The 23,476-nt window shown below is 57.6% G+C and carries 24 protein-coding genes and 1 tRNA gene; 14 read left to right on the forward strand and 11 right to left on the reverse strand.

Annotation, left to right across the window (positions count from 1 at the left end; translation table 11 throughout):
* Window positions 1–23: 23 nt before the first annotated feature.
* Entirely contained in the window at window positions 24–713 is a 690-nt protein-coding gene (locus tag CKW20_RS05010) for a crotonase/enoyl-CoA hydratase family protein (RefSeq protein ID WP_095051909.1), read from the reverse strand.
* 307 nt (window positions 714–1,020) lie between these two features.
* Between CKW20_RS05010 and CKW20_RS05015 the strand changes: the two genes are divergently transcribed.
* From CKW20_RS05015 to CKW20_RS05045, 8 genes are all read left to right on the forward strand, one after another.
* Window positions 1,021–1,110: transfer RNA gene (locus CKW20_RS05015), tRNA-Ser, on the forward strand.
* A 90-nt stretch (window positions 1,111–1,200) separates the two neighbouring features.
* Window positions 1,201–1,521, forward strand: a complete 321-nt coding sequence (locus tag CKW20_RS05020) for a YbjQ family protein (protein WP_007902143.1) — start codon at window positions 1,201–1,203, stop codon at window positions 1,519–1,521.
* A 226-nt stretch (window positions 1,522–1,747) separates the two neighbouring features.
* Window positions 1,748–1,942, forward strand: a complete 195-nt coding sequence (locus CKW20_RS05025; RefSeq protein WP_095051910.1) for a hypothetical protein — start codon at window positions 1,748–1,750, stop codon at window positions 1,940–1,942.
* A 347-nt stretch (window positions 1,943–2,289) separates the two neighbouring features.
* Window positions 2,290–2,655 (forward strand): hypothetical protein, encoded by a 366-nt coding sequence (locus CKW20_RS05030; RefSeq protein WP_007902140.1) that lies wholly within the window; start codon window positions 2,290–2,292, stop codon window positions 2,653–2,655.
* 183 nt (window positions 2,656–2,838) lie between these two features.
* Window positions 2,839–3,264, forward strand: a complete 426-nt coding sequence (locus CKW20_RS05035; RefSeq protein WP_095051911.1) for a hypothetical protein — start codon at window positions 2,839–2,841, stop codon at window positions 3,262–3,264.
* A gap of 128 nt (window positions 3,265–3,392) precedes the next feature.
* Window positions 3,393–3,563, forward strand: coding sequence for a hypothetical protein (locus tag CKW20_RS29520; RefSeq protein ID WP_176466853.1), 171 nt, complete (start codon window positions 3,393–3,395; stop codon window positions 3,561–3,563).
* Between the two features lie 108 nt (window positions 3,564–3,671).
* Window positions 3,672–3,986 carry a hypothetical protein gene (locus CKW20_RS05040; protein ID WP_095051912.1) on the forward strand — a complete coding sequence of 105 codons (315 nt, stop codon included), beginning with the start codon at window positions 3,672–3,674 and terminating at the stop codon, window positions 3,984–3,986.
* 102 nt (window positions 3,987–4,088) lie between these two features.
* On the forward strand, window positions 4,089–4,454 hold the full coding sequence (locus CKW20_RS05045; protein ID WP_095051913.1) for a hypothetical protein: 366 nt from the start codon (window positions 4,089–4,091) through the stop codon (window positions 4,452–4,454).
* Between the two features lie 97 nt (window positions 4,455–4,551).
* On the opposite strand, the gene CKW20_RS05050 is transcribed toward CKW20_RS05045, so the two are convergent.
* The 4 genes from CKW20_RS05050 to CKW20_RS05065 all read right to left on the reverse strand — a co-directional run bounded on the left by CKW20_RS05050 (window position 4,552) and on the right by CKW20_RS05065 (window position 10,933).
* The gene (locus CKW20_RS05050; RefSeq protein WP_095051914.1) at window positions 4,552–4,944 is read right to left on the reverse strand and encodes a hypothetical protein; all 393 of its coding nucleotides are present in this window, start codon (window positions 4,942–4,944) and stop codon (window positions 4,552–4,554) included.
* Between the two features lie 135 nt (window positions 4,945–5,079).
* Window positions 5,080–5,493 carry a hypothetical protein gene (locus tag CKW20_RS05055; RefSeq protein WP_095051915.1) on the reverse strand — a complete coding sequence of 138 codons (414 nt, stop codon included), beginning with the start codon at window positions 5,491–5,493 and terminating at the stop codon, window positions 5,080–5,082.
* 149 nt (window positions 5,494–5,642) lie between these two features.
* Window positions 5,643–6,062 carry a hypothetical protein gene (locus CKW20_RS05060; RefSeq protein ID WP_095051916.1) on the reverse strand — a complete coding sequence of 140 codons (420 nt, stop codon included), beginning with the start codon at window positions 6,060–6,062 and terminating at the stop codon, window positions 5,643–5,645.
* Window positions 6,059–10,933, reverse strand: a complete 4,875-nt coding sequence (locus tag CKW20_RS05065; RefSeq protein ID WP_095051917.1) for an RHS repeat-associated core domain-containing protein — start codon at window positions 10,931–10,933, stop codon at window positions 6,059–6,061. Before CKW20_RS05065 ends, CKW20_RS05060 begins: the two co-directional genes overlap by 4 nt.
* Window positions 10,934–11,196: 263 nt before the next feature.
* Here CKW20_RS05065 and CKW20_RS05070 point away from each other — a divergent pair, with 263 nt between their 5' ends.
* The gene (locus CKW20_RS05070) at window positions 11,197–11,892 is read left to right on the forward strand and encodes an HAD-IA family hydrolase (protein ID WP_095051918.1); all 696 of its coding nucleotides are present in this window, start codon (window positions 11,197–11,199) and stop codon (window positions 11,890–11,892) included.
* A gap of 67 nt (window positions 11,893–11,959) precedes the next feature.
* On the opposite strand, the gene CKW20_RS05075 is transcribed toward CKW20_RS05070, so the two are convergent.
* Entirely contained in the window at window positions 11,960–12,706 is a 747-nt protein-coding gene (locus tag CKW20_RS05075; protein WP_095051919.1) for a 3-oxoacyl-ACP reductase family protein, read from the reverse strand.
* Window positions 12,707–12,830: 124 nt separating this feature from the next.
* Here CKW20_RS05075 and CKW20_RS05080 point away from each other — a divergent pair, with 124 nt between their 5' ends.
* Window positions 12,831–13,754 carry a LysR family transcriptional regulator gene (locus CKW20_RS05080; RefSeq protein WP_095051920.1) on the forward strand — a complete coding sequence of 308 codons (924 nt, stop codon included), beginning with the start codon at window positions 12,831–12,833 and terminating at the stop codon, window positions 13,752–13,754.
* A gap of 120 nt (window positions 13,755–13,874) precedes the next feature.
* On the opposite strand, the gene CKW20_RS05085 is transcribed toward CKW20_RS05080, so the two are convergent.
* Window positions 13,875–14,615 carry a phosphoadenylyl-sulfate reductase gene (locus CKW20_RS05085; protein ID WP_095051921.1) on the reverse strand — a complete coding sequence of 247 codons (741 nt, stop codon included), beginning with the start codon at window positions 14,613–14,615 and terminating at the stop codon, window positions 13,875–13,877.
* Window positions 14,616–14,788: 173 nt separating this feature from the next.
* On the opposite strand from CKW20_RS05085, the gene thrH reads away from it, so the two are divergent.
* Window positions 14,789–15,406, forward strand: coding sequence for a bifunctional phosphoserine phosphatase/homoserine phosphotransferase ThrH (gene thrH / locus CKW20_RS05090; protein ID WP_008074130.1), 618 nt, complete (start codon window positions 14,789–14,791; stop codon window positions 15,404–15,406).
* A 110-nt stretch (window positions 15,407–15,516) separates the two neighbouring features.
* Here the strand turns inward: thrH and pabB are convergent, their stop codons facing one another.
* The 4 genes from pabB to CKW20_RS05110 form a co-directional block, all read right to left on the reverse strand.
* Window positions 15,517–16,854, reverse strand: coding sequence for an aminodeoxychorismate synthase component I (pabB, locus tag CKW20_RS05095; RefSeq protein WP_095051922.1), 1,338 nt, complete (start codon window positions 16,852–16,854; stop codon window positions 15,517–15,519).
* A gap of 215 nt (window positions 16,855–17,069) precedes the next feature.
* Window positions 17,070–18,056: an alpha-L-glutamate ligase-like protein gene (locus tag CKW20_RS05100; RefSeq protein WP_095051923.1), complete on the reverse strand. Its 987-nt coding sequence runs from the start codon at window positions 18,054–18,056 to the stop codon at window positions 17,070–17,072.
* A complete protein-coding gene (locus tag CKW20_RS05105; RefSeq protein WP_095051924.1) occupies window positions 18,056–19,591 on the reverse strand; it encodes an inactive transglutaminase family protein in 1,536 nt (511 codons plus the stop codon). The genes CKW20_RS05100 and CKW20_RS05105 overlap by 1 nt, the downstream gene beginning before the upstream one ends.
* Window positions 19,592–19,596: 5 nt before the next feature.
* Complete coding sequence (locus CKW20_RS05110; protein WP_095051925.1) at window positions 19,597–20,133, reverse strand: ATP-dependent zinc protease; 537 nt, start codon at window positions 20,131–20,133, stop codon at window positions 19,597–19,599.
* 298 nt (window positions 20,134–20,431) lie between these two features.
* Between CKW20_RS05110 and CKW20_RS05115 the strand changes: the two genes are divergently transcribed.
* The 3 genes from CKW20_RS05115 to prpC all read left to right on the forward strand — a co-directional run bounded on the left by CKW20_RS05115 (window position 20,432) and on the right by prpC (window position 23,307).
* A complete protein-coding gene (locus tag CKW20_RS05115) occupies window positions 20,432–21,154 on the forward strand; it encodes a GntR family transcriptional regulator (RefSeq protein WP_095051926.1) in 723 nt (240 codons plus the stop codon).
* Window positions 21,151–22,041: a methylisocitrate lyase gene (gene prpB, locus CKW20_RS05120; RefSeq protein WP_095051927.1), complete on the forward strand. Its 891-nt coding sequence runs from the start codon at window positions 21,151–21,153 to the stop codon at window positions 22,039–22,041. Before CKW20_RS05115 ends, prpB begins: the two co-directional genes overlap by 4 nt.
* A gap of 138 nt (window positions 22,042–22,179) precedes the next feature.
* Window positions 22,180–23,307 (forward strand): 2-methylcitrate synthase, encoded by a 1,128-nt coding sequence (gene prpC / locus CKW20_RS05125; RefSeq protein ID WP_095051928.1) that lies wholly within the window; start codon window positions 22,180–22,182, stop codon window positions 23,305–23,307.
* Window positions 23,308–23,476 lie beyond the last annotated feature (169 nt).

A 23,476-nucleotide genomic window follows, 5' to 3' on the forward strand; every position in this document is an offset into this window, starting at 1 on the left:
TTTTCGGTACAGCGCGTTCAGGTTTAACCCATATGCTCCTGATCCAGGATGATCGCGTTGTCCAGTGTCTCCAGCAGTGCCTTGCGCACTTTCAGCTTGGTGTTCTTGTGGGCGGTCATGTTGAGCTTCTTCAACTGACGAGCCGCCGCCAGCGCCGCGCCTTGCAGCTCTTCGGCCGACACCACCACATCAAGGAAACCGGCGTCCACAGCACTCTGCGGATTGAACATCTCGGCATTGATCACCGCACGATGAAACGCCGACTTGCGCAGACGATCACGCGCCAGCTCGATACCGGCGTGGTGCATGGTCATGCCGATCTGCACTTCGTTCAGACCAATGCTGTACGGGCCATCGACACCAATGCGGTAGTCAGCCGACAACAAAATAAACGCACCCTTGGCCACCGCATGCCCAGGGCAGGCCACAACCACCGGGAACGGGTGCGACAGCAGGCGACGAGCCAGGGTCGAACCGGCAGCTACCAGTGCTCTGGCTTCGTTAGGGCCGGCCGTCATCACTTTCAAGTCATAACCACCCGAAAAAATACCTGGCTGACTGGTAATGATCACCACTGCCCGATCCGCCACCGCCCGATCCAGAGCAGCGTTAAACGCAACGATCACGTCCGGCGAGATGGCATTGACCTTGCCATTGCTCAAGGTCAGGGTCGCGATACCGTCTTCGAGATGGTAAGAAATCAACTCACTCATGACGCCAATCCTTCTAATAAAGTAGGGCAGACGTTACCCACCGCCGTAGGCCAGGTAAAGCGCTGTGACTGACCACCCGGTCACCCTTTCCCCGCCCGGCAAGCGTTGCCGGCCACACCAGCCGCGCATTCCCCTCTATATAGAAGAGGGCGCGAAGCCGGAGATTGGCGGGTTTGCCATGGCACGGCACCCACCGGAACGACTAAATCGCTAACCGCATGAAAATTCTGCAAAAAAAGTTTGCCATCAGAAAAGCTTTCGACTACATTAGCGCGCCTCGACAGACAGAACATGTTTGAAGAGATACGGTGAAGTGTCCGAGTGGCTTAAGGAGCACGCCTGGAAAGTGTGTATACAAGAAATTGTATCGAGAGTTCGAATCTCTCCTTCACCGCCAAATTTGATATACACAAAACCCCTGATTTCGAGAGAAGTCAGGGGTTTTGTGGTTTTTGGCGTCTAAAAATTCATGCATGGAGGAAATATCATGATCACCACCACAACCCACACCATCGAAGGTCGACAAATCACCGCTTACCTGGACATCGTCAGCGCTGAGTCGGTGCAGGGCGTTAACGTGATCCGCGATCTGTTCGCTGGCATGCGGGATTTTTTCGGCGGGCGTTCTCAGACATTGGAGCGGGCATTGAAGGATGCGCGGATTCAGGCCACCGACGAGATCAAGGAGCGGGCGCGGGCGCTTCAGGCGGATGCGGTGGTGGGGCTCGATTATGAGATCAGCATGCCGGCCGGCAAGGGTGGGATGGTGGTGGTGTTTGTGACCGGGACGGCGGTCAAACTGCGGTAAGTTGGGGTGAAAAAATCTTGAGAGCGTTGTCGGGCGAGGGGCATGCACGTTCTGTTTATTCGCGCCATCTGACTTTGTAGGAAGCAAGCGCTGGCCATTCGTCGGGCACGTAATAATCTGAATCACAAGTCCGGGAATGACCGACTAGTCTCAAAATCCTGGGTGGTCGATATTTTTCAGGCAAAGAAGGCTTGCCGGTATCGACCCGTTAGAGAGGAGCGAAGATATGACTGAGCCGTATATCGAAGACGACGGGGCAGAGTTTCCGATCAATGATTGCGTGCAGTGTGGTCAGACGGACTATGTGCCGAGCTTCGGTGAAGACCGTATCAAGATCAACAAAATCAAATCCGCAGTGCCTCGAACCCGAGGGCCGAAATCGAAATTCATGCCCAAGCTGGGTGCGCCTTCCAAGAAGTAAACAGTTACCGCACGAACCCCGCCATTGAGCGGGGTTTCTTTTTTTTGATGGGTAGAAAGCATGGCTCGGTAGCAATGCCGGAAAATGTCCTACAACTTTGCGAGCGCTAGTGTTTTTTTCACAAACTTTTCACACCGGCCTACGTAGTCTCAGCTCATCCGTTAGAAAGCAGTACCCTGGCCCGTCTCCCCAGCGGGCTTTTTTTTGCCTGTTATAAAACCTTTTCCATAAATGCTGTCCAACCGTCGCCAATGACGAGGTTGTTCCGTGTTTGTGTCTGGACTTTGCCTCTTCTAAAGCATTCAATCTCCGGCCTTTCTGTTTCCCCTTTTTTTGAGGTTCTCGTTATGCGTTTGACACTGCCTGCTCTGGTTCTGGGCCTTTTGGTTGCTCAAGGTGCGATGGCTGCCGGTGATGGCACTGCCGCGCTCGGTGGTGGTCTGGGTGGCGCGCTGGGTAATGTGGTCGGCCAGAAAATGGGCGGCAGCACCGGTGCAGCGATTGGTGCTGGCGTAGCGGGCGCAGCCGGCAGTGCTGTTGCAGCACGCAAAGGCAGCCGCACCAAAGCGGCCATCGGCGGCGGTGTCGGCGCGGCAGGCGGTTCGGTGATCGGCAACAGCCTGGGCGGCAAGACAGGTTCCACCATCGGTGCCGGCCTGGGCGGTGCATTGGGCGGCGGCGTGGGCAGCAATCTGTCCAAAAAGGGCCACTGATCCCGAATGATCCGCTGAAAAAGCCCGGCTCGATGCCGGGCTTTTTCGTTTTGGAACGTTTCTCCAGGATGTGGCTCAAATCTCGTACAGTCGGTATTTGCTTTGTTCAACACACGCAGATGCCAGGCTGAGGCCTGTCCGCGGCCCGTTCTTCCCCCGATGCGGAAATTAGAGGTTCATATCATGCGTTTGACATTGTCCACGGTGGTTTTAGGACTTTTGGTCGCTCAGGGTGCAATGGCTGCCGGCGACGGCACCGCTGCAGTGGGCGGTGGTCTTGGCGGCGCGTTGGGTAACGTAGTCGGCGGTCAACTAGGCGGCAGCACGGGAGCAGCAGTGGGCGCTGGCGTCGGCGGTGCGGCAGGCAGCGCGGTCGGTGCGCGCAAGGGCAGTCGAACAGAAGCGGCCGTTGGCGGTGGTATTGGCGCGGCGGGCGGCTCAATGATCGGCAATAGCTTGGGCGGCTCCACCGGTTCCACCATTGGCGCTGGCGTGGGCGGTGCAGCCGGTGGCGCGGTGGGCAGCAACCTGGGTAATGACAGCGACAGCTCGCATTCCGGTGGTGGCAAACACAAACACAAGCATAAAAATAAGTACAAGCATCGCTAACTCGATATCGAGTGACAGTAGAAACCCGGCCCAGTGCCGGGTTTTTCATTTCTGTCAGTAGGACTCTGGAACGTTTGCTCGTAGGACGCCTCGAACTTCATACACCCTTGGACGTTTTGAGGCATGTCATGACTCCGGAAACCGAAGGCATGGAAGAAGAAGGTCCGATCAACGATCCTGGCAACGAAGATCCGGGGTCTCTGATGGACGACGCCACGGTGCCGCTCAACGATGCCGATGACGCAGGCGACGTAGGCAACTGCGAGTATGACGAGTACGACGAAGAAGACGACGAGTGATCAGGCTTTGCGGTCGGAACGACCAATTGTCTCTCTGATCGAACCGCATCTATCGTGTTGTCCTCGAAAGATCAGGATCTGTTTCTCAGGTCCATTGAGAGGTGCGTTATGAATGCTGATCCGAAAGACTCCGATATCGACGATACCCCCGAATACCCGCTGCCTTCACCTACCGACTCTCTGAGTCGCGATCAGCGCCCGCCCGACGATGACGACACTGGTGTGGAGCAGGTGCCCACCGATGACGACACTGGTGTGGAGCAGGTGCCCACCGATGACGACACTGGTGTGGAGCAGGTGCCCACCGATGACGACACTGGTGTGGAGCAAGTGCCCACCGATGATGTGAAGCGCGGTGATGTGGAGGCCCATCCCGATGACCCGGACATTACCGGTGACGATTTATCGGGAGAACCGAGCTGAAACCCTGAGTAGCGATCCATCGCCGCTCGTCGATTGTGCGGCACCTTTAAAAAGCGACCGCTGCCAGAGATCAGATAAAGCACTCTTTAAAGGAGGTGCGCCATGAACAGATCAAAACTGACGAGCCTGACGGTGGTCGGCTTACTGTCGATCAGTTCATTGGCGGCGTTTGCTCAATCGTCTGGCCGCGATGCGCCGGTCGACAAGGGCGGGATGCCGCCCTACTCGGAAATGAATGCGGGTTCCTCGGATGGGAAAGTGCCGCCACCGGATACCATTGGTGGTGGGAATGGCGGCGATGCCAGCGGGAGTAGCACCAGCCCGGGGGAGGGAAGTGGCTCGATGAGCGGTGGAGGTTCGATAGGGAGCGGTTCTGGAAGTGGGTCTGGAGAGTCAGGTGATTTTGAGATAGATGAGAGCGGTGGTAAAGCAGGAAGTGGAGATAAAATCGGTGGTTCTGGCGGTTAAGTCAGCGTTTTGACTGTAGAACTGAGCCCAGTGTCGAGCTGGGCTTGGACTCAGACAATCGAAAGTTTCCTCACCCTTCTTTCTCGACTCGTTACTCCTATGAAATGTCTGACTCTACCCAGCGCATGAAGAACTCTCTTTGAACCTCCGGATCGTTCGTAAGATTGTTTTTCTCGTAATCAAAAATGTTTACAACGTCATTCCTTGATGCATATTTACCTATTGTGAGTTCATATGCTTTTACTCCAAGCGACATCTGCGAGGACATGCTGGAGGGGTGTACGTTTATTTTTGCTCCTTTGCATAAGAAAGTTATATTGTAATGTTCTTTTCTTATATGGCCGAAGCACTCGTAAAAATCCGCGCCTGAATAAGTTTTACTATATCCATCCTCCATAATGAAATTAATGGTCAGCGTTTTCGTGTTGCAAAGGAATTTAGCGAGCAGGCGGTGACCGTCTTTGAATATCACAATCTCTACGCTTTCCACTTCTATTTTCGGTTCGAATTTAAAGATGGTTTGGCCTGATAGGCCGTCATTGGTATCGATGGGTATACCGCTGAAAAAATAGCTTTATCTTAGTCGCTTGTTTTTGTTTTTTTGAACTGAATAAGTCAGTCCTCTTTAAGTTGGGTTTTTTACTGGGTTAGTTTGTTTTGGTCGAAAATGGCTTATCCATTGATGGTGGAAATCTATTTGTTCGGAAATATCATTGGTGATGTCTTTGTCCTCAAAATCAAAAATGTGAACAATATTATCACGTGATGCTGCTTCTCCCAGTGTCATCTCATAAGCAACAGATCCATTGCTCATTTGGGAGCATATTCGTGAAGGGAACACATTAAGTTTTGCTCCTTTGCAAAGGAATTTTATTTTAGGGAAGTCTCGTCGGATTTGTGCCAGACATAAATACAGGTCATGGTCGGTATAGGTTTTTCTGAGTCCATTTTCCATTATGAATGTTAATGAACTGTAATTCTCTTCAAGCGTTGCAGTTTCAATGGTATGCCCAATTTGTAGTTTTATATAATGTTTCATTAGGTTTGCTCGCTTATGGCCGGATCTTCTGTGATTAGATGTTTTGTTTTGATGTGGCTGCTCTGAATTGTAAGTGTCGCTACTGATAGTTGCGTATTTGCTCGATTAACGGTGTTGCGTGAGCTTGTGATTCTATATTGTCGGTTGTTTTATTGAGTATTATCTTTTTTTGACGCTGTAGTAATCAATGACTCGATCCAGTTCTTATAGAAGGTTTTTTGCTCCTCAATATTGCTAGTAATATTTTCGTCTTCGTAGTCGAAAATTCGTACTATGTCCTCTTCTTCGCTAGGTTTTCCAAGTTTAAGTTCGTACGCGACTAAGCCATTAGACATTTGGGACGACATTCGTGAAGGATGAACATTTAACTTGGCGCCTTTGCACAGGAATTTTATCTCAGGATAGTCGGCTCTTAACATGCCAAAGCATACGTAAAGGTCGTAGGCCGTATAAACTTTTTTTAAACCACTGTGCATCGTGAATGTGAGTGTCAGTTTTTTTCTGTCGCATTCGATTGTGGCTGTCTCTACGACGCCATGATTGTTTATTAAAATTTCTATTGGTTTCATGGTTGCTTCCTGAAAGGGTTTGGTATGGAGTAGCCCTTATAGCTACCATCATCATAGACGGGGGTGGCGCCGACGATATCATGATTTTTTATTCCTCCTGGAAATGCTATCTCAACCTCACGCCGATGTGGTGACATCATGCCAAGTTCTTTGTTTACATCAATTCCCCTAATGTTTTTCAGTACGTATATGTAACCATCGGCAATTCCGTAGCCTGTGGCAAACTTTTTTGCCTCATTTTCGTTTGTCGTAGTGCTGACAAAGTAACTGGGAGGGCTTTTATTATCTAGTGCGTGCAAGTACAGATCTGTACTGTCTCCCAAGGGTTCGAATCCTGCCTCAAAAATTTCCCAGGGTTCTCGATCGTCACCACGGTACAAGTAATAGTTCTCTTGTTTTGGATTCGGGGTTCTGGGCTCCCCCTCATCAACCCCCACCTTACCCGCCGGATCCTCATCCCCAAACGACGGCTTCCTACACCCATCCGTCCCAGGACAATCACTCAACCCCAACGGGTCAACCCAACCCGCCGGATTGCGCGTGTACTGATAGCCGTTTAGCCCGCCCGCCAACTTGCTCGGATCCGGCGTCAGATACCGCCCGACATCCGGATTGTAGTAGCGATGCCGGTTGTAGTGCAGGCCGGTTTCCGCGTCGAAATACTGCCCTTGAAAGCGCAGCGGTTGATCGAGGACTTGGTGGGTGTCACGGTTGAGGCGGGTGAGGCGGCCATACGCGGTGTATCGGGCGGCCCAGATGATGTCGCCGCTGTAGTCGGTGAGTTCTTGCGGTGTGCCGAGGTGGTCGAGTTGGTAGTAGAACGGACAGGCCTGGCGCGGGCCTTTGCCGTCGAGCATGGCCAGTGGGCGGAAGGTGCCGGGTTCGTAGATGTAGCTGCGATGGTGATCCTGGCTGTGTTCGGCGACGAGGTGGTCGCCTTGCCAGAAGAACTCGGTGGTTTTTTCGTCGACGGTTTTGCTGATACGACGGCCGAAGGCGTCGTAGCGGTAATTTGAACAACGACCATCTGCAGTAGTGACGCTGATCAACCGGTGTTGGCAGTCGTAGCGGTATTCAGTGACGAGCTTTTGCGCGGTGCCGCGGCGTTCGCGGATCAGGTTGCCGAAGGCGTCGTAGTCGTAATGCCGGTCGCCCTGTATCAGCAGGCGATTGCCCTTGACGGTCGTCGGGCCGGGTCGGTCCTGCATCAGCAGGTTGCCGGCCGGGTCATGGGCGAAGCTTTCCGGCGGTTGGTCGCGGGAATGGCGCACGCGGATCAGGCGGTCGAGCGAGTCATACTGATAGCTGCGCTGGCCATGGCGGGTGTCGGCAATATGGTCGAGATTGCCGTTGGCGCTGTAGGCATAGTCGCGGCGATACAGGTTTTTTTGCTGTTGGCTGACGGCATGGGCCTTCAGCCGGCCCTGATCGTCATAGGCATATTTGCTGGTGAGTTGACCTTGTTGGCGTTGCTGTTCGCGGCCGGATTTGTATGTGTGACTTGTAAGACGTGCGCCGTTGAGGTCGATGGCCGTCAGCGCGCCGCCCTTGGCGTGGTGGTAGTCGAGTTTGCTGGTGTCCGGCAGGCGCAGGTGGTTGAGCTGGCCGCAGGCGTCGTAGCCATAACGCAAGGTGCCCCAGCCCTGGTGTTCGGTGATCAGGCGGTCCTGTTGGTCGTACTTGAACTCCAGCGGGTGATCGTGGCCGTCATTGACGCTGACGAGTCGGCCCAGCGCATCGTAGCGGTACTCGACCTTGATGCCATCGGGCAGCGTCTTGACCAACAGGCGTCCGGCCGAATCCCGTTGATACCCCGTAACCAGCTGCGAGCCGTCATCACCGAACTCGGTTTTTTCCAGCAGGTGGCCGTTGAGGTCATAGACGTACGCGGTACGGCGACCGTCGAAGCCGGTTTCCTGTCGGATCAATCCGCTGGGCGTGTAGTCCAGCCGATAGTGTTCGCCGGATTCGTTTTCAATTTCCGTGAGCAGCAGCTGCGCGTTGTCGTAGCGGTATTTGAGCTGGGTGCCGTCGGGGTTGATCCGGCGGCTGACCAGGTGCAAATCGTCGGCGTATTCATAGCGAGTGACGCGGCCCAGTTCATCGCGTTCGGCGGTGATCTTGCCGTAGGCGTTGTAGCTGAAGGCGCGAGTGGCACCGGTAGGCAAAATCGTCTGAGTCAGTCGGCCAACGGCGTCCCATTGGTAACGGATGACGGCATCGTGTTCGTCCTGACGGGTAATCTGCCGCCCCAGCGCATCGTAGGAAAAGCGTCGCTGCCCGCCATCCGGCAAGGTCTCTTCGAGCAGTTGCCCCAAGGCATTCCAGACGAAGACATGGCGGCTGGTGTCCGGGTAGCGGATCGACAGCAAGCGCCCCTGAGGGTCGTAGTGGTAATGGGTGACGTGGCCGTCGGGATCGGTGGCCTCGGTCACATCGCCCTGCGCATTGCGCTGGTATTTCCATACGGCTTTACCGCGATAGCGCGCATGCAGGAAACCATTGCGGTACTCGTAGGCCGTTGGCTCGTCTTCTGGCGGAATCAGCGCCACCAACCGTCCGACTTCGTCATAACGGTATTCGGTAACGGCGCCGAGCGGATCCTGCTCGGCCACCAACCGGCCCTGATCGTCATAGACCTTGAGCTGTTCGCCACCGTCCAGCCCGACCTTGCGCACCAGCCGCGCCCGGTCGTCGTGCTCGTAAACTTCTTCACTGCCGTCGGCGTTTTTAACCACCACGCTGCCGTGGTCATCCCAGACATACCGCGCATCCATCTGCGCAAACGACGCCCAATGCCGCACGCAACGCGCCGCCTTGCCAGACCGTTCCCACTCCCAGAAGAAACTCGCGCCACCGGCCAGTTGCCGCTGCAGGATCACATGCCGGTCGTCGTAGTCGTAACGCTCGCTGTCCCCGGCGGCATTGGTTACTTCGATCAAACGTTGGCGAGCGTCGTAGCGATAGAAAGCCAGCGTCTGCTCTGTACGCCAGGCTTCATTCATGGCATCGGTGCGGTGAAACGACTGGTATTCGATGGCGACGAGGTGCCTGCGCTCGTAGCACAACAGCAGCGAACGACCGGCGCCGTTATCGAGGCGTTGAATGCGATCCTGACGGTCGCGAGTGATATGGAGGCGGTTGTTGTAGGCGTCGCTGATCGCCGTTAAGCGACCCCCTCGAAAGTGGTAGAACCGGCTCTTTTCGCCGGCCAACGCGAGAATCAACTCTTCCGGCTCGTCCCCGAGGTAAATCGACGCCCGCGATAGACTGTTATGAATCGTCGGGCGCTCGATGCTCGGCAGCGGAAACGTCGTACGACGGTTTTCATGGTCGATCCAGACGACGTGTTCATCGTCCAGCTCCAACCGCTGCGCCAGTGAATGGCTCCAGCCCCAACCCAGCCCGCAATCGATCTCCACCGCGCTGGTGCGGTACAACCGGGTAAAGGCAAACGGCAGCAGCCCATCCAGCGAACCGTCGGTCAGGGTCAGCAGTTCTTCGCCACTGACCATCGACACCGGACAGCCGTTGGTAGCGGTTCTATCCGCCGAATCGGCACTGTCGCCGTTGGGATTTTTCGCCTGATTCGATGCATCGTCGTGAGGTTCGTGACGGCCCAGTCGGGTCATGACGTCGGACTTGTCGCGAGCAATGGCCACCGGATTGTTCACCCGCACAACCGGTGAATCGCCGGCACTGATCTGCAGCGGAACCGTCGGTGCCGGTTTCAGCGAGGCATTTCGCGCGTTGACCACGAGCGGTTTGAGCGCGCCAACGTGGGCTGTCAGGTCAGATCTGGCCGTCAGTTCGGCCAGTCGCAAACTGGCCGCCGCCAACCACTGTCGAGCCTGCCGGGACTTGATCTTGTCCAATACTTTGGCGCTCATGCCGAGCTTCAGGCCCGTAGGACCGGTGAGGCGCACCAGCAGGAAACTGATCAACAGTTCTGTACGAATTTGCGCCACGACTTCGGCGATGTACTGCGGCGGCAACATCCTCAGCCAACTGGTGAAGGCTGCGAGATGGATGAACATCAACGGCTCATCGCTCAACATCAGCAACACATTGGCGATGGCTTCAGCCGAGGCATTCAGCAGCGTCTCAAGCTCGTCTTGGGTCAGGTACTCAAGGAGTTTTTCGCTGTTGGTTTGCAGGTCTGCCACCAGGGCGTAGACCTGCTTCACGTCATCCCACAAACCGTGCAGCGAACGCTCGAAACCGCGCCAGTCGGCCTGTTGCAGCATGCCGTAGCGCCGAGTGAACCCTGCCTCGGAAAAACCTGCCCATAAAGGCTCGAATTCGCTCGTCCATTCATTGCGCAGCCAGCCTTCCAGCTCGCCGATCACGTCCTGATAGGAGGCATAGAGCGCTTTGACGTGCTTAGCGGAAACATTGGGAAAGAAGGTGATGCGATAGCGCTGGCCGCGCCAGCATTCGGGGATTTCGAGGATGCCGCTGGGGCCAATGGTTTTGTGGACGGGCTCACCGAACGTCAGTTCACCATTACGCTGCGAGATAACCGGTTCGAGCATCACCGGTGTATTGCCGATCGGCACGAAACGCGCGGCCTCGAACAGGTGCACCAGGGTCAACGGACCGCTGGCGGGACATATGGCGAGTGTTGAACTGACAGGGGCGGTGGACTCCTTCGGCGCGCTGAGCCGGACTTCGTTGCCGACCTTGAACACTTGCTCGACTTTCAGCGCCCCGCCGGTCCAGAAGTTTTCCGCCCAGGCTTCGTAGTCATTGAGGCAGAGTCGAAAATCATCGAGTAGCGCTTCGACGTTCGGCTGCTCGGGGTTCATGGCGGCGACCACCAGCAGGCCGATGGCATTGTTCAAGGCCAGGACCTTGTCAGGTTCGAACATTCGCAGTCCCTCGCGCTGATCAATGTGGAACGCGAGACTTTGCGGGGGATCAGCAAGGAAAGAAGTCGGGAAAGGAGGTGTTTGGTGTAGGGGAAGTCGCTAAATCATCGCGGGTGCCTCGACACAGATTTTTGTATCCGTCAGGCGTTGCCCGTTGCTCTCTACCAATCGCGCTCGCTATGCTGCTGAACCCTTTAATCCATCACGGACCCGGTCGTGCCTGAGCCGCTCCTGAGATGCCATGAAAAAACGGATCTGATGCGATGAATGCACCCTTGGATGAGTTCGGCCCGATCAAGGCCGTGATTTTCGACATGGACGGCTTGTTGCTGGATACCGAGGGCATTTACACCGAGGTCACGTCCATCATCGCCGGGCGTTATGGCCGGACCTTCGACTGGAGCGTCAAACAGAACATCATCGGCCGTGGCGCGGGTGATCTGGCGCGCTATGTGGTAGAGGCGCTGGACCTGCCGATCACCGCCGAAGAGTTTCTGATGATCCGCGAACCCTTGATGCGCGAGCGTTTTCCGACGGCGCTGGCGATGCCTGGCGCAGAGGAACTGGTTCGGCACTTGAAGGCCAACAACATTCCTATTGCGGTGGGCACCAGTTCTTCACGTCTGTCGTTCGCTCAGAAAACCACCTTGCACCGCGACTGGTTCGCGCTGTTTGACTTCATCGTCACCGCGGATGACCCGGAAGTGGGGGCAGCCAAACCGGCGCCAGATATCTTCCTGACAGCGGCGCGGCGCCTGGGTGTCGCGCCGGAGGATTGCCTGGTGTTCGAGGATTCACCGTTCGGCGTCACCGCAGCGAAAGCGGCGGGGATGACGGCGATTGCGATCCCGGATGCGGCGATGGCCGACGAAAAGTACGCACACGCCGATGGCATTCTTCGTACGTTGAAGGCGTTCAAGCCTGGTGCATGTGGCTTGCCGGCACTTGCGTGGGCTTGAGCACTCGGTAATTCCGGGCACAAAAAAACGCCGGCAGCCGGCGTTTTTGTTTCAATCGAACTGTGCATCAGGCGCCGAAACCACCATCGATGGTCAGGCTGGCACCTGTGATGTAGCCAGCTTCGGGACCGACAAGATAAGCGACGAAACTGGCGATTTCTTCCACTTTGCCGTAACGACCCACGGCCATCAGCGGGATCAGGCTGTCGGCGAAGTCGCCGCTGGCGGGGTTCATGTCGGTGTCGACCGGGCCCGGTTGCACGTTGTTGATAGTGATGCCCCGTGGGCCGAGGTCACGAGCCAGGCCTTTGGTGAGACCGACCAGCGCCGATTTGCTCATGGCGTACGGGCCACCACCGGCGAAGGGCATGCGCTCGGCATTGGTACTGCCGATGTTGATGATGCGACCGCCTTCGGTCATATGTTTGGCCGCTTCCTGGGTGGCGATGAACACGCTGCGTACGTTGATGGCCAGGGTCTGGTCGAAATCTTCGAGTTTGAAGTCTTCCAGCGGTGCGACAGCCAGAACGCCTGCGTTGTTGACCAGGATGTCCAGGCGACCGAAGGCTTCGACGGTGGCGTTAACGGCATTGCGAATGGCGACGGCATCGGCGCTGTCGGCCTTGATGGCCAAGGCTTTGCCGCCGGCAGTGGTAATGCTGTTTTGCAGCTCTTCGGCTTTTGCGGTGGAGCTGACGTAAGTGAAGGCGACGGTAGCGCCTTCGGCGGCCAGGCGTTTGACGATGGCAGCACCGATGCCGCGTGAACCGCCTTGAATCAGAGCTACTTTGCCGCTGAGGTGTTGAGTGGTCATGTCGATCTCCAGAAATTCAAGGCGGGCTGCCTTGTTGTCGGAATCGAGTATCGGCCTCGCACAACCCTGCGGGTAGACCGTCATTGCTATAGTCTGTGTAAACCAGAAGTTTATAGTGGCGCTTATGGAAACCTTCAGCAGTATCGAATGCTTCGTGCGCAGCGCCGAGGTGGGCAGCTTCGCCGAAGCTGCGCGGCGCTTGAGCCTGACGCCGGCGGCGGTGGGAAAAAGCGTCGCCAAGCTGGAGGCGCGACTGGGTGTGCGGCTGTTCCAGCGCAGCACCCGCAGTCTGACGCTGACGGAGGCGGGCCAGCTGTTTCTCGGCGAAGTCAGCGCCAGCCTGCACACGATCCAGAATGCCGTGGCCAACCTGGCCAGCGCCGAAGGACGTCCCGCCGGCACATTGAAAGTCAGCATGGGCACAGTGTTCGGGCGCTTGTACATCGTGCCGTTGCTAGGAGAGTTTCTGCAGCGCTTTCCGGCGATCAACCCGGACTGGCATTTCGATAACCGCCAGGTCGACCTGATCGGCCAGGGTTTCGATGCGGCGATTGGTGGCGGATTCGAACTGCCCCAGGGCGTGGTGGCGCGCAAGCTGACGCCTGCCCATCGGGTGTTGGTGGCTTCAGCCGAGTACCTGGCGAAGCACGAGGCGATCGCCGAGCCCGATGACCTCAAAAACCATGACGGCATCTTGATACGTTCGCCGCAGACGGGGCGTGTGCGTTCCTGGCAGTTGACCAGTCGCGCCCGGCAACACAGCCCGTTGACGCTCAAGGCGCGGATGACCATGAGCGATTCGGAAGCCGCCTGCGCCACAGCGGCTCAGGGGTTGGGCATTGCGTTGGTGAGCATGCCGTTTGCCGTGGGCTATCTGGATGCCGGGACGTTGCAGCGGGTGTTGCCTGACTGGTACGTCGACGACGGCAACATCTCCATCTATTACGCCGAGCACAAACTGCTACCGGGAAAGACCCGGGTATTTGTCGATTTCATCATTGAGCAGTTTGCGGAGCAGGGGTTGGGGCAGCGGTTTAGTGCGCTTTGAGTCCGGCGGGGGACCGAGGCGTTACCATCGCGGGCAAGCCACGCTCCCACAGGGTTTTGAGTCCTGTGGGAGCGTGGCTTGCCCGCGATGAACGATAACGCGGTCCAAGACTGTGATTTTTTAAGCCTTGGATTTACTGATGATGTTCCCGGCATGCAGCCCGCATTCTTTCTGCGTGGCTTCTTCCCACCACCAACGACCTTCGCGCTCGTGCTGGTTCGGCAATACCGGACGGGTGCAAGGCTCGCAGCCGATGCTGATGAAGCCGCGCTCATGCAGGCTGTTGTACGGCAGTTCGAGCATGCGGATGTAGCCCCAGATCTCTTCGCTGGTCATTTGCGCCAGCGGGTTGAATTTGTACAGGGTGCGTTCCGGGGTAGAGAACGCGGTATCGATTTCCAGCACCGCGACCGTGCTGCGGGTGCCCGGGCTCTGGTCCCGACGCTGGCCGGTGGCCCAGGCGGTCACGCCCGACAGCTTGCGACGCAACGGCTCGATCTTGCGGATGCCGCAGCACTCGCCATGGCCGTCCTTGTAGAAACTGAACAGGCCTTTTTCCTTCACGAAAGGTTCGAGCTTGGTGTAGTCCGGTGATACCACTTCGATGTCGATCTTGTAGTGCTCGCGCACCTGTTCGATGAAGCGGTAGGTCTCGGGGTGCAAGCGGCCGGTGTCGAGGCTGAACACTTTGACGTTCTTGTTCAGCTTCCAGGCCATGTCCACCAGCACCACATCCTCGGCGCCGCTGAAAGATATCCACAGGTCATCGCCGAACTCGGCGAACGCGAGTTTCAGGATGTCTTGGGCGGATTTGTTGGCATAGGTCGTGGCGAGTTCCACGACATCGAACGATGGGCTCATCAGGGCGGCTTCCTACAGGTCGGTGGCGCTGGGCGCTCTATATGTGTCGATGGTAACAAAATCCTGCGGCGACTGGTGCTCCCTCTGCGTTGCACAGAGGAGGGCGAGTCGCTAGAGTTCGGCAGTCCTTTTGCTCGCTCGACTTAATAAACAGTACAAAATGGGAGTGTCTTGTGGAAATTGCCTGTCTGGATCTTGAAGGTGTGCTGGTCCCGGAAATCTGGATCGCCTTTGCCGAAAAAACCGGGATCGACTCCCTCAGGGCCACCACTCGGGACATTCCCGACTACGACGTGTTGATGAAGCAGCGCCTGCGGATTCTCGACGAGCACGGCCTGAAGCTTTCCGACATCCAGGAAGTGATCGCCACGCTCAAGCCTCTGGAAGGCGCCAGCGAATTCGTCGACTGGCTGCGAGAGCGCTTTCAGGTGGTGATTCTGTCGGACACCTTTTACGAATTCTCCCAGCCGTTGATGCGTCAACTGGGTTTCCCTACTTTGCTCTGCCATCGTCTGATTACCGACGATGCCGGTCGTGTCACGGGCTATCAGTTGCGTCAGAAAGATCCCAAGCGTCAGTCGGTATTGGCGTTCAAGAGCCTCTACTACCGGGTGATCGCGGCGGGGGATTCCTACAACGACACTACGATGCTGGGCGAGGCGGATGCCGGGATTCTGTTCCATGCGCCGGACAATGTGATTCGCGAGTTTCCACAATTCCCGGCGGTGCACAGTTTTGCGGAGTTGAAGCAAGAGTTCATCAAGGCTTCGAATCGGGCGTTGAGTTTGTAGTCGTCTGCGAGGGCGCCTTCGCGGGCAAGCCTCGCTCCTACAGGTGAACACTGGTCCCTGTTTGATCGTTCCCACGCGGAGCGTGGGAACGATCATTCAAGCGCGTGGCATCATAGGCTCCGCAAAGTATCGAGCAGCACCTTCACCTTGGTTATCGATTCTTGATATTCCGCCTGCCAGTCCGAATCCGCGACGATCCCGCCGCCACCCCAGCAACACACCTGCCCATCCTTGACCAGCAAACTGCGAATGGCGATGGAGCTGTCCATCTCGCCGCGCACGTCCAGGTACAGCAATGAACCGCAATACAACCCACGACGGGTCGGCTCCAGTTCGTCGATGATCTGCATCGCGCGAATCTTCGGCGCGCCGGTAATCGAGCCGCCGGGGAAGCTGCCGGCGATCAAATCCAGCGCATCCTTGTCATCCGCCAGCTCGCCGGTAACGCTGCTCACCAGGTGATGCACGTTCGGATAACTTTCCAGACTGAACAACTCCGGCACCCGCACCGAGCCGATGCGGCAGGTACGGCCGAGGTCGTTGCGCAGTAGGTCGACGATCATCAGGTTTTCCGCACGATCCTTGGGGCTGGCCAGCAGTTCGGCGGCGTTCGCCGCATCTTCAGTAGCAGTCAGACCGCGGGGGCGGGTGCCTTTGATCGGGCGGGTTTCGACGTGGCGCGCGCTGACTTTGACGAAGCGTTCCGGCGACAGGCTCAGCACGGCGTCGCCGTCGGGCAGGCTCTGGAAGCCGGAAAACGGCGTCGGGCACGCCGCTCGTAAAGCGCAGTACGCGGCCCATGGATCGCCGTGGCATTGCGCGCGAAAGCGCTGGGCGAAGTTGACTTGATAGCAGTCGCCGGCCTGGATGTATTGCTGAATGCGTTCGAAAGCTTGTCGATACTCGTCGGCGCTCAGATCGGCCCTCATCGAGCCGTCCAGCTTGAAAGGCTCGATTTTCCGAGGTGCAAGTTGCGTGAACAGTTCGATCAGCCGTTGTCGTTCGCTGTCGATCAGCGCCGGGTGGAACACCAGTTGGCTGGTGGCCTGGTGGTGATCGCTGATCAGTGCCCAGTCGTACAGCCCGAAACGTGCGTCGGGCAATTGCAGATCGTCCCGTGCCTGACTCGGCAGGTTTTCCAGATGCCGGCCGAAGTCGTAGCTCAGATAACCGATCAGGCCACCGGCGAAAGGCAGGTCTAAAGGAACAGTGGCTTCGCCGAGTCGCGTCAGAGTGTCGCGAAGGCGTTGCAGGAAATGGCTGCCGCTTTCGTCCGGTAAAACGGCCAATTGCTCCAGCGGCCAGGCGCTGAGCAGGTCATAACGCCCACGCTCGGCGCTCGGCCGGCCGCTGTCGAGCAGTACGGCACCGGGGGCATGACGAATCGCCGCGAAGTATTCGGCGGGGTTGGGGCGATAGGGCAGCGGGTGTACGGAACAGGTCAACATGGGCGGGGCAGATCAGCCATCGAGGCGGGGGAGGGATTGTAGTCCTCTGCAGGATTTGCTCCTAGAGGGGATGTCGGGGATTGAACTGTTGGTGCCAGGGTTGAAAGATTGGGTGACTGCGAGTCAGCCTTCGCGGGCAAGCCTCGCTCCTACAAGGGCGCCGCTGTACCTGTAGAAGCGAGGCTTGCCCGCGAATGTCGCACCTTGGTCTCGGATCAGCCCTCAACCGCAGGAATATGCCCAAACATTTCCTGAACGAACGCCACGCGTTCCTGCGCTGTTTCGATTATCCCGCGGGCCTGTAATTCCTCCAGGCGCGCTTCGACCGCGTGGGTACGCAACGTCAACCCGCAATCGTTGGCGATCTGAATGTTCAACCCGGGCCGGGCGTTAAGCTCAAGAATCAACGGCCCTTTCTCCTGGTCGAGCACCATGTCGACACCGATGTAACCCAGCCCGCACAGTTCATAGCAACCGGCAGCGAGCTTCATGAAACCGTCCCAGTAGGGCAGTTGTACGCCGTCTACGGCGTTGGTGGTGTCCGGGTGTTTGTTAATGATGTTGTTCAGCCAGGTGCCGCGCAATGTCAGGCCGGTGGCCAGATCGACACCGACGCCGATGGCGCCCTGGTGCAGGTTGGCCTTGCCGCCGGACTGACGGGTCGGCAAGCGCAACATGGCCATCACCGGATAACCCATCAGCACGATGATGCGAATGTCCGGCACGCCTTCATAGCTGATGCTTTTGAAAATCTGGTCCGGGGTCACGCGGTACTCGATCAGCGCGCGGTCACGGTGACCGCCGAGTGAGTACAGGCCGGTCAGGATGCTGGAAATCTGGTGCTCGATTTCCTCGTGACTGATGATCTTGCCCGACACCGTGCGATAGCGGCCCTCGAAGCGGTCGGCGATCACCAGAATGCCATCACCGCCGGCGCCCTGGGCTGGCTTGACCACGAAATCGGTACGCCCGCCGATGATCTCGCTGAGGTTGTCGATTTCCTTCTCGGTGGAGATCACGCCGTACAGCTCCGGCACGTGAATGCCGGCGGCGATGGCGCGCTCCTTGGTGATGATCTTGTCATCGACGATCGGGTACAGGCTGCGCTTGTTGTACTTGAGCACGTAGTCTGCGTTGCGCCGATTGATCCCCATGATGCCCCGGGCCTCCAGGGCTTTCCAGGTCTTCCAGAGACCGAACATCAGGCGTCAGCCTTCTTCAGGAAAGCCTTGAAGCGCACCAGTTCGGTCAAGCGATAACCGCGATAGCGACCCATGGCCAGCATGAAGCCCACCAGAATCAGCAGAATCGCCGGGAAGGTGAACACGAAGTACACCAGCTCAGGCACGCTCATGATCAGGTGCGCCAGGGAGGCTGCGAACAGTGTGCCGATCGCCACTTTCATGGCATGGCCACCACCGCGCTCTTCCCAGGTAATCGACAGGCGTTCAATGGTCATGGTCAGAATCACCATCGGGAACAGCGCCACCGACAAGCCGCGTTCCAGGCCGAGTTTGTGGCTGAACAGGCTGATGGCCGCGATCAGCACCACCACAAAGGTCAGCACCACCGATAGCCTCGGCAGCATTTGCAGTTTCAAATGTTCAAGGTAGGAGCGCAGCGACAGTCCCAACGTCGTGATGATCGTAAATAGCACGATGCCGAACCCAAGCTGGGTTTCCCGGAAGGCGAGGGCGATCAGCACGGGGGTAAAGGTGCCGAGTGTCTGAATGCCGATCAGGTTGCGCAGAATCAGGATCACCAGCACGCCGATCGGGATCATCACCATGATCATGAAGGTCTGCTGGGTTTGCAGCGGCAGGCCGTACAGCGAGTAGTCGAGGAAGTTGGCGTCGGAGTTTTCGTCGGTCAGCTTGGCCAGGCGAATGGCGTTCATTTCGCTGTTGTTCAGGCTGAAGGTGACGTTGGCTTTTTTGCCACCATCGACGGTGATCAGGTTTTCGTCGCCGGTCCACCACAGCAAGCGGTCGGTGGGCAGGCCCTGTTCGCCGGTTTCCGGGTTGAAGTACAGCCAGTCGGTGCCGTTGAAGCTGCGCAACCAGAGTTCAGGCATTTGTGGTTGATCGGCCACCAGGCGGATGGTGTGGACCTTTTCCACCGGCACATGGGCGATGGACAGTACCAGCTCGACGATTTTGGCTTTGTTCACGGTGGACGGATCGCCGGCCAACAGCAGTTTCACGTTGTCGTCGTTGAGGTTGTTGACGCGTTTGATGGCTTCGCCGATGAAGGTTTCGACATCGGCCGAATGCTGGCGGATCGGCGCCAGCAGGGCGTCGGCGGCGACTTTTTCCGGGCCTTCGACGGCGATGCTGTCGCGGAAGGTCGGGCCTTTGACCTTGGATTTTTCACCGCTGTAGCGCTTGGTCAGCACCAGTCGGTAATAAAGGGTCTGGTTGCCCTTGGCGCGACGCGCCGACCAGGTGACTTTGCGGTTACCGTCGGCACGGTTCACTGCCACACCGTAATTATTGGAAATGAAACTCTCGTTGAGGCTCACGTAGTCGCGGCTCAACGGTGGCACGAACATCTGGATCTTGATCGGGTCTTTGGCATTGGCGACGAACTCGACCTTGGCGTCGATGTTCCACAAGTCGTCGGTAGCGTCTTCGGTCACCGGAATTCCGAGCACGAAAATCTGATAGGCCGTAACTGAAATGCCCAGCACCACCAGGATGGCGATCAGCAGTTTCAGATGGAGGGTAAGAGAGCGCATTGGAATTACTCTGCGGTATGTGCGTCGGTGGCGCAGGCGGGTTTGCCAGCAGCGTATTTAAGACTGGGGTCGACCAGCGCATCGAAACGTTTGAGCGCTTCGGAGCCGATCAAGAGCGGGTATTGGAAGGCACTGCGGTCGGTCAAGTTCACTTCGATGCTGCGTAAAGCCGAACCCATGCAGATATCCAGTTCGATGACCGGACGGGCGGTGTATTTCTTGCCTTCTTCCGGGTCGTAGTCACCGGCCCGGCGCTTGATCTTGCTGACACGGGCCAGCGGTCGTTCGATCGGATGCGAATGCGCGGCGTCGATAGCCAGATAGAAGCGCACCCAGGATTCGCCATTGCGTTTGAAGCGTTTGATGTCGCGGGCACTCAGCGAAGCGGTTTTCGCCCCGGTGTCGAGTTTGGCGGCGACTTCCAGATTGATGCCGTCCAGCGAAGCGTACTCATTGAGGCCGTACACAGTCTTTTCCCCTGCTGCGGCGAAACCTGGCAGGCCAAAAAGACATAGGAGTGTAGTGAAGAGCTTGAGTCTCATAAATCCTGGTGCGCAGCGGTCCGTTCTTCAATTCAAGGCCCTGGCATTGCTGCACAAGCTCCCTCGTATGCCTGTCCGTTTTTTATGACAGGCAATGCAGATGACAAGCAAATGCGGGCGGCATTCTAGCACGGTGGGTTTATGGCGCCAGCGCTGGCCGACGGCTATAACTTGAGGTGTTGCTTCCTTATGGTGCAACGAGGTTATTAGACGATTGTCGACAATATCGATTTATCCTTTGACGTAAGCGGCCATATTCGCTAGTTTTTGCGGCATTGGTTTTCAAGGTGTCGACAATATGCTGGATCAACTCGATCCCCTGGTCACAGTTCAGGACGACTCGGAAACACTTTCCGAAAACGTCTTCCGACGTATTCAGGCGGCCATCGTCAAAGGCGAGATCGCCCCGGGCAGCAAGATCTCCGAGCCGGAGCTGGCGCGCACCTACGGCATTAGCCGCGGGCCTCTGCGTGAGGCCATTCACCGTCTGGAAGGCCAGCGCCTGCTGGTTCGCGTGCCGCACGTCGGGGCGCGGGTGGTGTCGCTGAGTCACGCCGAACTGCTGGAACTCTACGAAATTCGCGAATCCCTGGAAGGCATGGCGTGCCGTCTGGCGGCTGAACGCATGACGGTCGAAGAAATCGACGAACTGCGCCGCGTGCTCGAAACCCACGAGCGCGATGCGGCGTTTCAGGCAGGCGTCGGCTATTACCAGCAGGAAGGCGATTTCGACTTTCATTACCGGATCATCCAGGGCAGCGGCAACCGCACCCTGACCCAGATGCTGTGCGGTGAGCTCTATCAACTGGTGCGCATGTACCGCATCCAGTTTTCCACCACGCCCAATCGGCCGCGCCAGGCGTTTGCCGAACACCACCGAATTCTCGATGCCATCGCCGACCGTGACGGTGAGTTGGCCGAGTTGTTGATGCGCCGTCACATCGGCGCCTCCAAACGCAATATCGCCCGTCACTACCAGGACGGCGCTAACCCGACAGCCACTGAACGAGGTGAGTCATGAGTTCCAACAAGAGCACTCCAGGCCAGCGTTTCCGCGATGCGGTCGCCAGCGAACATCCGCTGCAAGTGGTCGGCACAATCAACGCCAACCACGCACTGCTGGCCAAGCGCGCCGGTTTCAAGGCTATTTACCTGTCGGGTGGCGGGGTGGCTGCCGGCTCCCTCGGCGTGCCGGACCTGGGGATTACCGGTCTGGATGACGTGCTGACCGACGTGCGTCGCATCACTGACGTCTGCGACTTGCCACTGTTGGTGGACGTGGATACCGGTTTCGGTTCCTCGGCGTTCAACGTAGCCCGTACCGTGAAGTCGATGATCAAGTTCGGCGCGGCGGCGATTCACATCGAAGACCAGGTCGGCGCCAAGCGCTGCGGTCATCGTCCTAATAAAGAGATCGTCTCGCTGCAGGAAATGGTCGACCGCATCAAAGCGGCCGTCGATGCCCGCACCGATGACAGCTTCGTGATCATGGCCCGCACCGACGCCCTGGCTGTTGAAGGTCTGGAATCTGCACTGGATCGCGCCGCTGCCTGCATCGAGGCCGGTGCCGACATGGTGTTCCCGGAAGCGATCACCGAGCTTGAGATGTACAAACTGTTCGCCAGCCGCGTGAAAGCGCCGATCCTGGCCAACATCACCGAATTCGGCGCGACGCCGCTGTACACCACCGAACAGCTCGCTGCCGCCGACGTGTCGTTGGTGCTGTACCCGCTGTCGGCGTTCCGCGCCATGAACAAGGCCGCGGAAAATGTCTACACCGCGATCCGCCGCGACGGCACGCAACAGAACGTCATCGACACCATGCAGACGCGCATGGAGCTTTACGATCGCATCGATTACCACACCTTCGAGCAGAAGCTCGATGCGTTGTTTGCGGCGAAGAAGTAATGAAAGTCCTGTAGGAGCGAAGCTTGCTCGCGAAGACGGACTGACATTCAAAATCAATGTCGTCTGACACACCGCTTTCGCGAGCAAGCTTCGCTCCTACAAGTTTCCCTAACAAATTCAAGAAAACTGGAGACAGCAATGGCCGAAGCAAAAGTACTCAGTGGCGCCGGGCTCCGTGGCCAGGTAGCCGGGCAAACCGCACTGTCCACCGTGGGCCAGTCGGGCGCAGGCCTGACCTATCGCGGCTATGACGTTCGCGACCTGGCGGCGGACGCACAATTTGAAGAAGTGGCTTACCTGCTGCTATACGGCGAGCTGCCAACCAAAGCGCAATTGGCTGCCTACACCGAGAAACTGAGCAAGCTGCGCGACCTGCCGCAAGCGCTGAAAGAAGTGCTGGAACGCATCCCCGCTGACGCCCATCCGATGGACGTGATGCGCACCGGTTGCTCGTTTCTGGGCAACATCGAGCCGGAGAAAGACTTCACCGAACAACACGACAAAACCGACCGCCTGCTGGCCGCGTTCCCGGCGATCATGTGTTACTGGTATCGCTTCAGCCACGACGGCAAACGCATCAACTGCGTGACCGACGAAGCCTGCATCGGCGGCCATTTCCTGCACCTGTTGCACGACAAGAAACCGAGCGAGTTGCACGTCAAGGTGATGAACGTTTCGCTGATCCTCTACGCGGAACACGAGTTCAACGCCTCGACCTTCACCGCCCGGGTGTGCGCCTCGACCCTGTCGGATTTGTATTCCTGCATCACGGCGGCCATCGGCTCCCTGCGCGGCCCGCTGCACGGCGGCGCGAACGAAGCGGCGATGGAAATGATCGAACGCTTCTCGTCGCCTGAAGAGGCGGTCGAGGGCACCCTCGGCATGCTGGCGCGCAAGGACAAGATCATGGGCTTCGGCCACGCGATCTATAAGGACAATGATCCGCGCAACGAGGTGATCAAGGCCTGGTCGAAAAAACTCGCCGACGAAGTGGGCGACACCGTGCTGTTCCCGGTGTCCGAAGCCATCGACGCAACCATGTGGGAGCAGAAGAAACTGTTCCCGAACGCCGACTTCTACCACGCCTCGACGTACCACTTCATGGGCATTCCGACCAAGTTGTTCACACCGATCTTCGTCTGCTCGCGCCTGACCGGCTGGGCGGCGCATGTGTTCGAGCAACGTGCCAACAACCGCATCATCCGCCCGAGCGCTGAATACGTCGGCGTCGAACAGCGCAAGTTCGTGCCAATCGAACAACGCTGACCGGTGAGGGCTGGCATTGGTTGCTGAATGAACCGGTAACCCTGTAGGAGCTGGCTTGCCAGCGAAGACGATATGTCATCCAACATTTTCGTTGGTTGACCCACCGCCTTCGCTGGCAAGCCAGCTCCTACAGAGGTTCGGTTTCAATTCAAGCCCGGTGCCAGGCACC

The sequence above is a fragment of the Pseudomonas sp. Irchel s3b2 genome (assembly GCF_900187445.1).
Taxonomy (GTDB): Bacteria; Pseudomonadota; Gammaproteobacteria; order Pseudomonadales; family Pseudomonadaceae; genus Aquipseudomonas.

What these genes read in the sequence shown, in the direction of transcription:
- CKW20_RS05010 (WP_095051909.1), bottom strand. Translation starts at nt 713, where the DNA reads ATGAGTGAGTTGATTTCTTACCATCTCGAAGACGGTATCGCGACCCTG.
- CKW20_RS05020 (WP_007902143.1), top strand. Translation starts at nt 1,201, where the DNA reads ATGATCACCACCACAACCCACACCATCGAAGGTCGACAAATCACCGCT.
- CKW20_RS05025 (WP_095051910.1), top strand. Translation starts at nt 1,748, where the DNA reads ATGACTGAGCCGTATATCGAAGACGACGGGGCAGAGTTTCCGATCAAT.
- CKW20_RS05030 (WP_007902140.1), top strand. Translation starts at nt 2,290, where the DNA reads ATGCGTTTGACACTGCCTGCTCTGGTTCTGGGCCTTTTGGTTGCTCAA.
- CKW20_RS05035 (WP_095051911.1), top strand. Translation starts at nt 2,839, where the DNA reads ATGCGTTTGACATTGTCCACGGTGGTTTTAGGACTTTTGGTCGCTCAG.
- CKW20_RS29520 (WP_176466853.1), top strand. Translation starts at nt 3,393, where the DNA reads ATGACTCCGGAAACCGAAGGCATGGAAGAAGAAGGTCCGATCAACGAT.
- CKW20_RS05040 (WP_095051912.1), top strand. Translation starts at nt 3,672, where the DNA reads ATGAATGCTGATCCGAAAGACTCCGATATCGACGATACCCCCGAATAC.
- CKW20_RS05045 (WP_095051913.1), top strand. Translation starts at nt 4,089, where the DNA reads ATGAACAGATCAAAACTGACGAGCCTGACGGTGGTCGGCTTACTGTCG.
- CKW20_RS05055 (WP_095051915.1), bottom strand. Translation starts at nt 5,493, where the DNA reads ATGAAACATTATATAAAACTACAAATTGGGCATACCATTGAAACTGCA.
- CKW20_RS05060 (WP_095051916.1), bottom strand. Translation starts at nt 6,062, where the DNA reads ATGAAACCAATAGAAATTTTAATAAACAATCATGGCGTCGTAGAGACA.
- CKW20_RS05065 (WP_095051917.1), bottom strand. Translation starts at nt 10,933, where the DNA reads ATGTTCGAACCTGACAAGGTCCTGGCCTTGAACAATGCCATCGGCCTG.
- CKW20_RS05070 (WP_095051918.1), top strand. Translation starts at nt 11,197, where the DNA reads ATGAATGCACCCTTGGATGAGTTCGGCCCGATCAAGGCCGTGATTTTC.
- CKW20_RS05075 (WP_095051919.1), bottom strand. Translation starts at nt 12,706, where the DNA reads ATGACCACTCAACACCTCAGCGGCAAAGTAGCTCTGATTCAAGGCGGT.
- CKW20_RS05080 (WP_095051920.1), top strand. Translation starts at nt 12,831, where the DNA reads ATGGAAACCTTCAGCAGTATCGAATGCTTCGTGCGCAGCGCCGAGGTG.
- CKW20_RS05085 (WP_095051921.1), bottom strand. Translation starts at nt 14,615, where the DNA reads ATGAGCCCATCGTTCGATGTCGTGGAACTCGCCACGACCTATGCCAAC.
- pabB (WP_095051922.1), bottom strand. Translation starts at nt 16,854, where the DNA reads ATGTTGACCTGTTCCGTACACCCGCTGCCCTATCGCCCCAACCCCGCC.
- CKW20_RS05100 (WP_095051923.1), bottom strand. Translation starts at nt 18,056, where the DNA reads ATGTTCGGTCTCTGGAAGACCTGGAAAGCCCTGGAGGCCCGGGGCATC.
- CKW20_RS05105 (WP_095051924.1), bottom strand. Translation starts at nt 19,591, where the DNA reads ATGCGCTCTCTTACCCTCCATCTGAAACTGCTGATCGCCATCCTGGTG.
- CKW20_RS05110 (WP_095051925.1), bottom strand. Translation starts at nt 20,133, where the DNA reads ATGAGACTCAAGCTCTTCACTACACTCCTATGTCTTTTTGGCCTGCCA.
- CKW20_RS05115 (WP_095051926.1), top strand. Translation starts at nt 20,432, where the DNA reads ATGCTGGATCAACTCGATCCCCTGGTCACAGTTCAGGACGACTCGGAA.
- prpB (WP_095051927.1), top strand. Translation starts at nt 21,151, where the DNA reads ATGAGTTCCAACAAGAGCACTCCAGGCCAGCGTTTCCGCGATGCGGTC.
- prpC (WP_095051928.1), top strand. Translation starts at nt 22,180, where the DNA reads ATGGCCGAAGCAAAAGTACTCAGTGGCGCCGGGCTCCGTGGCCAGGTA.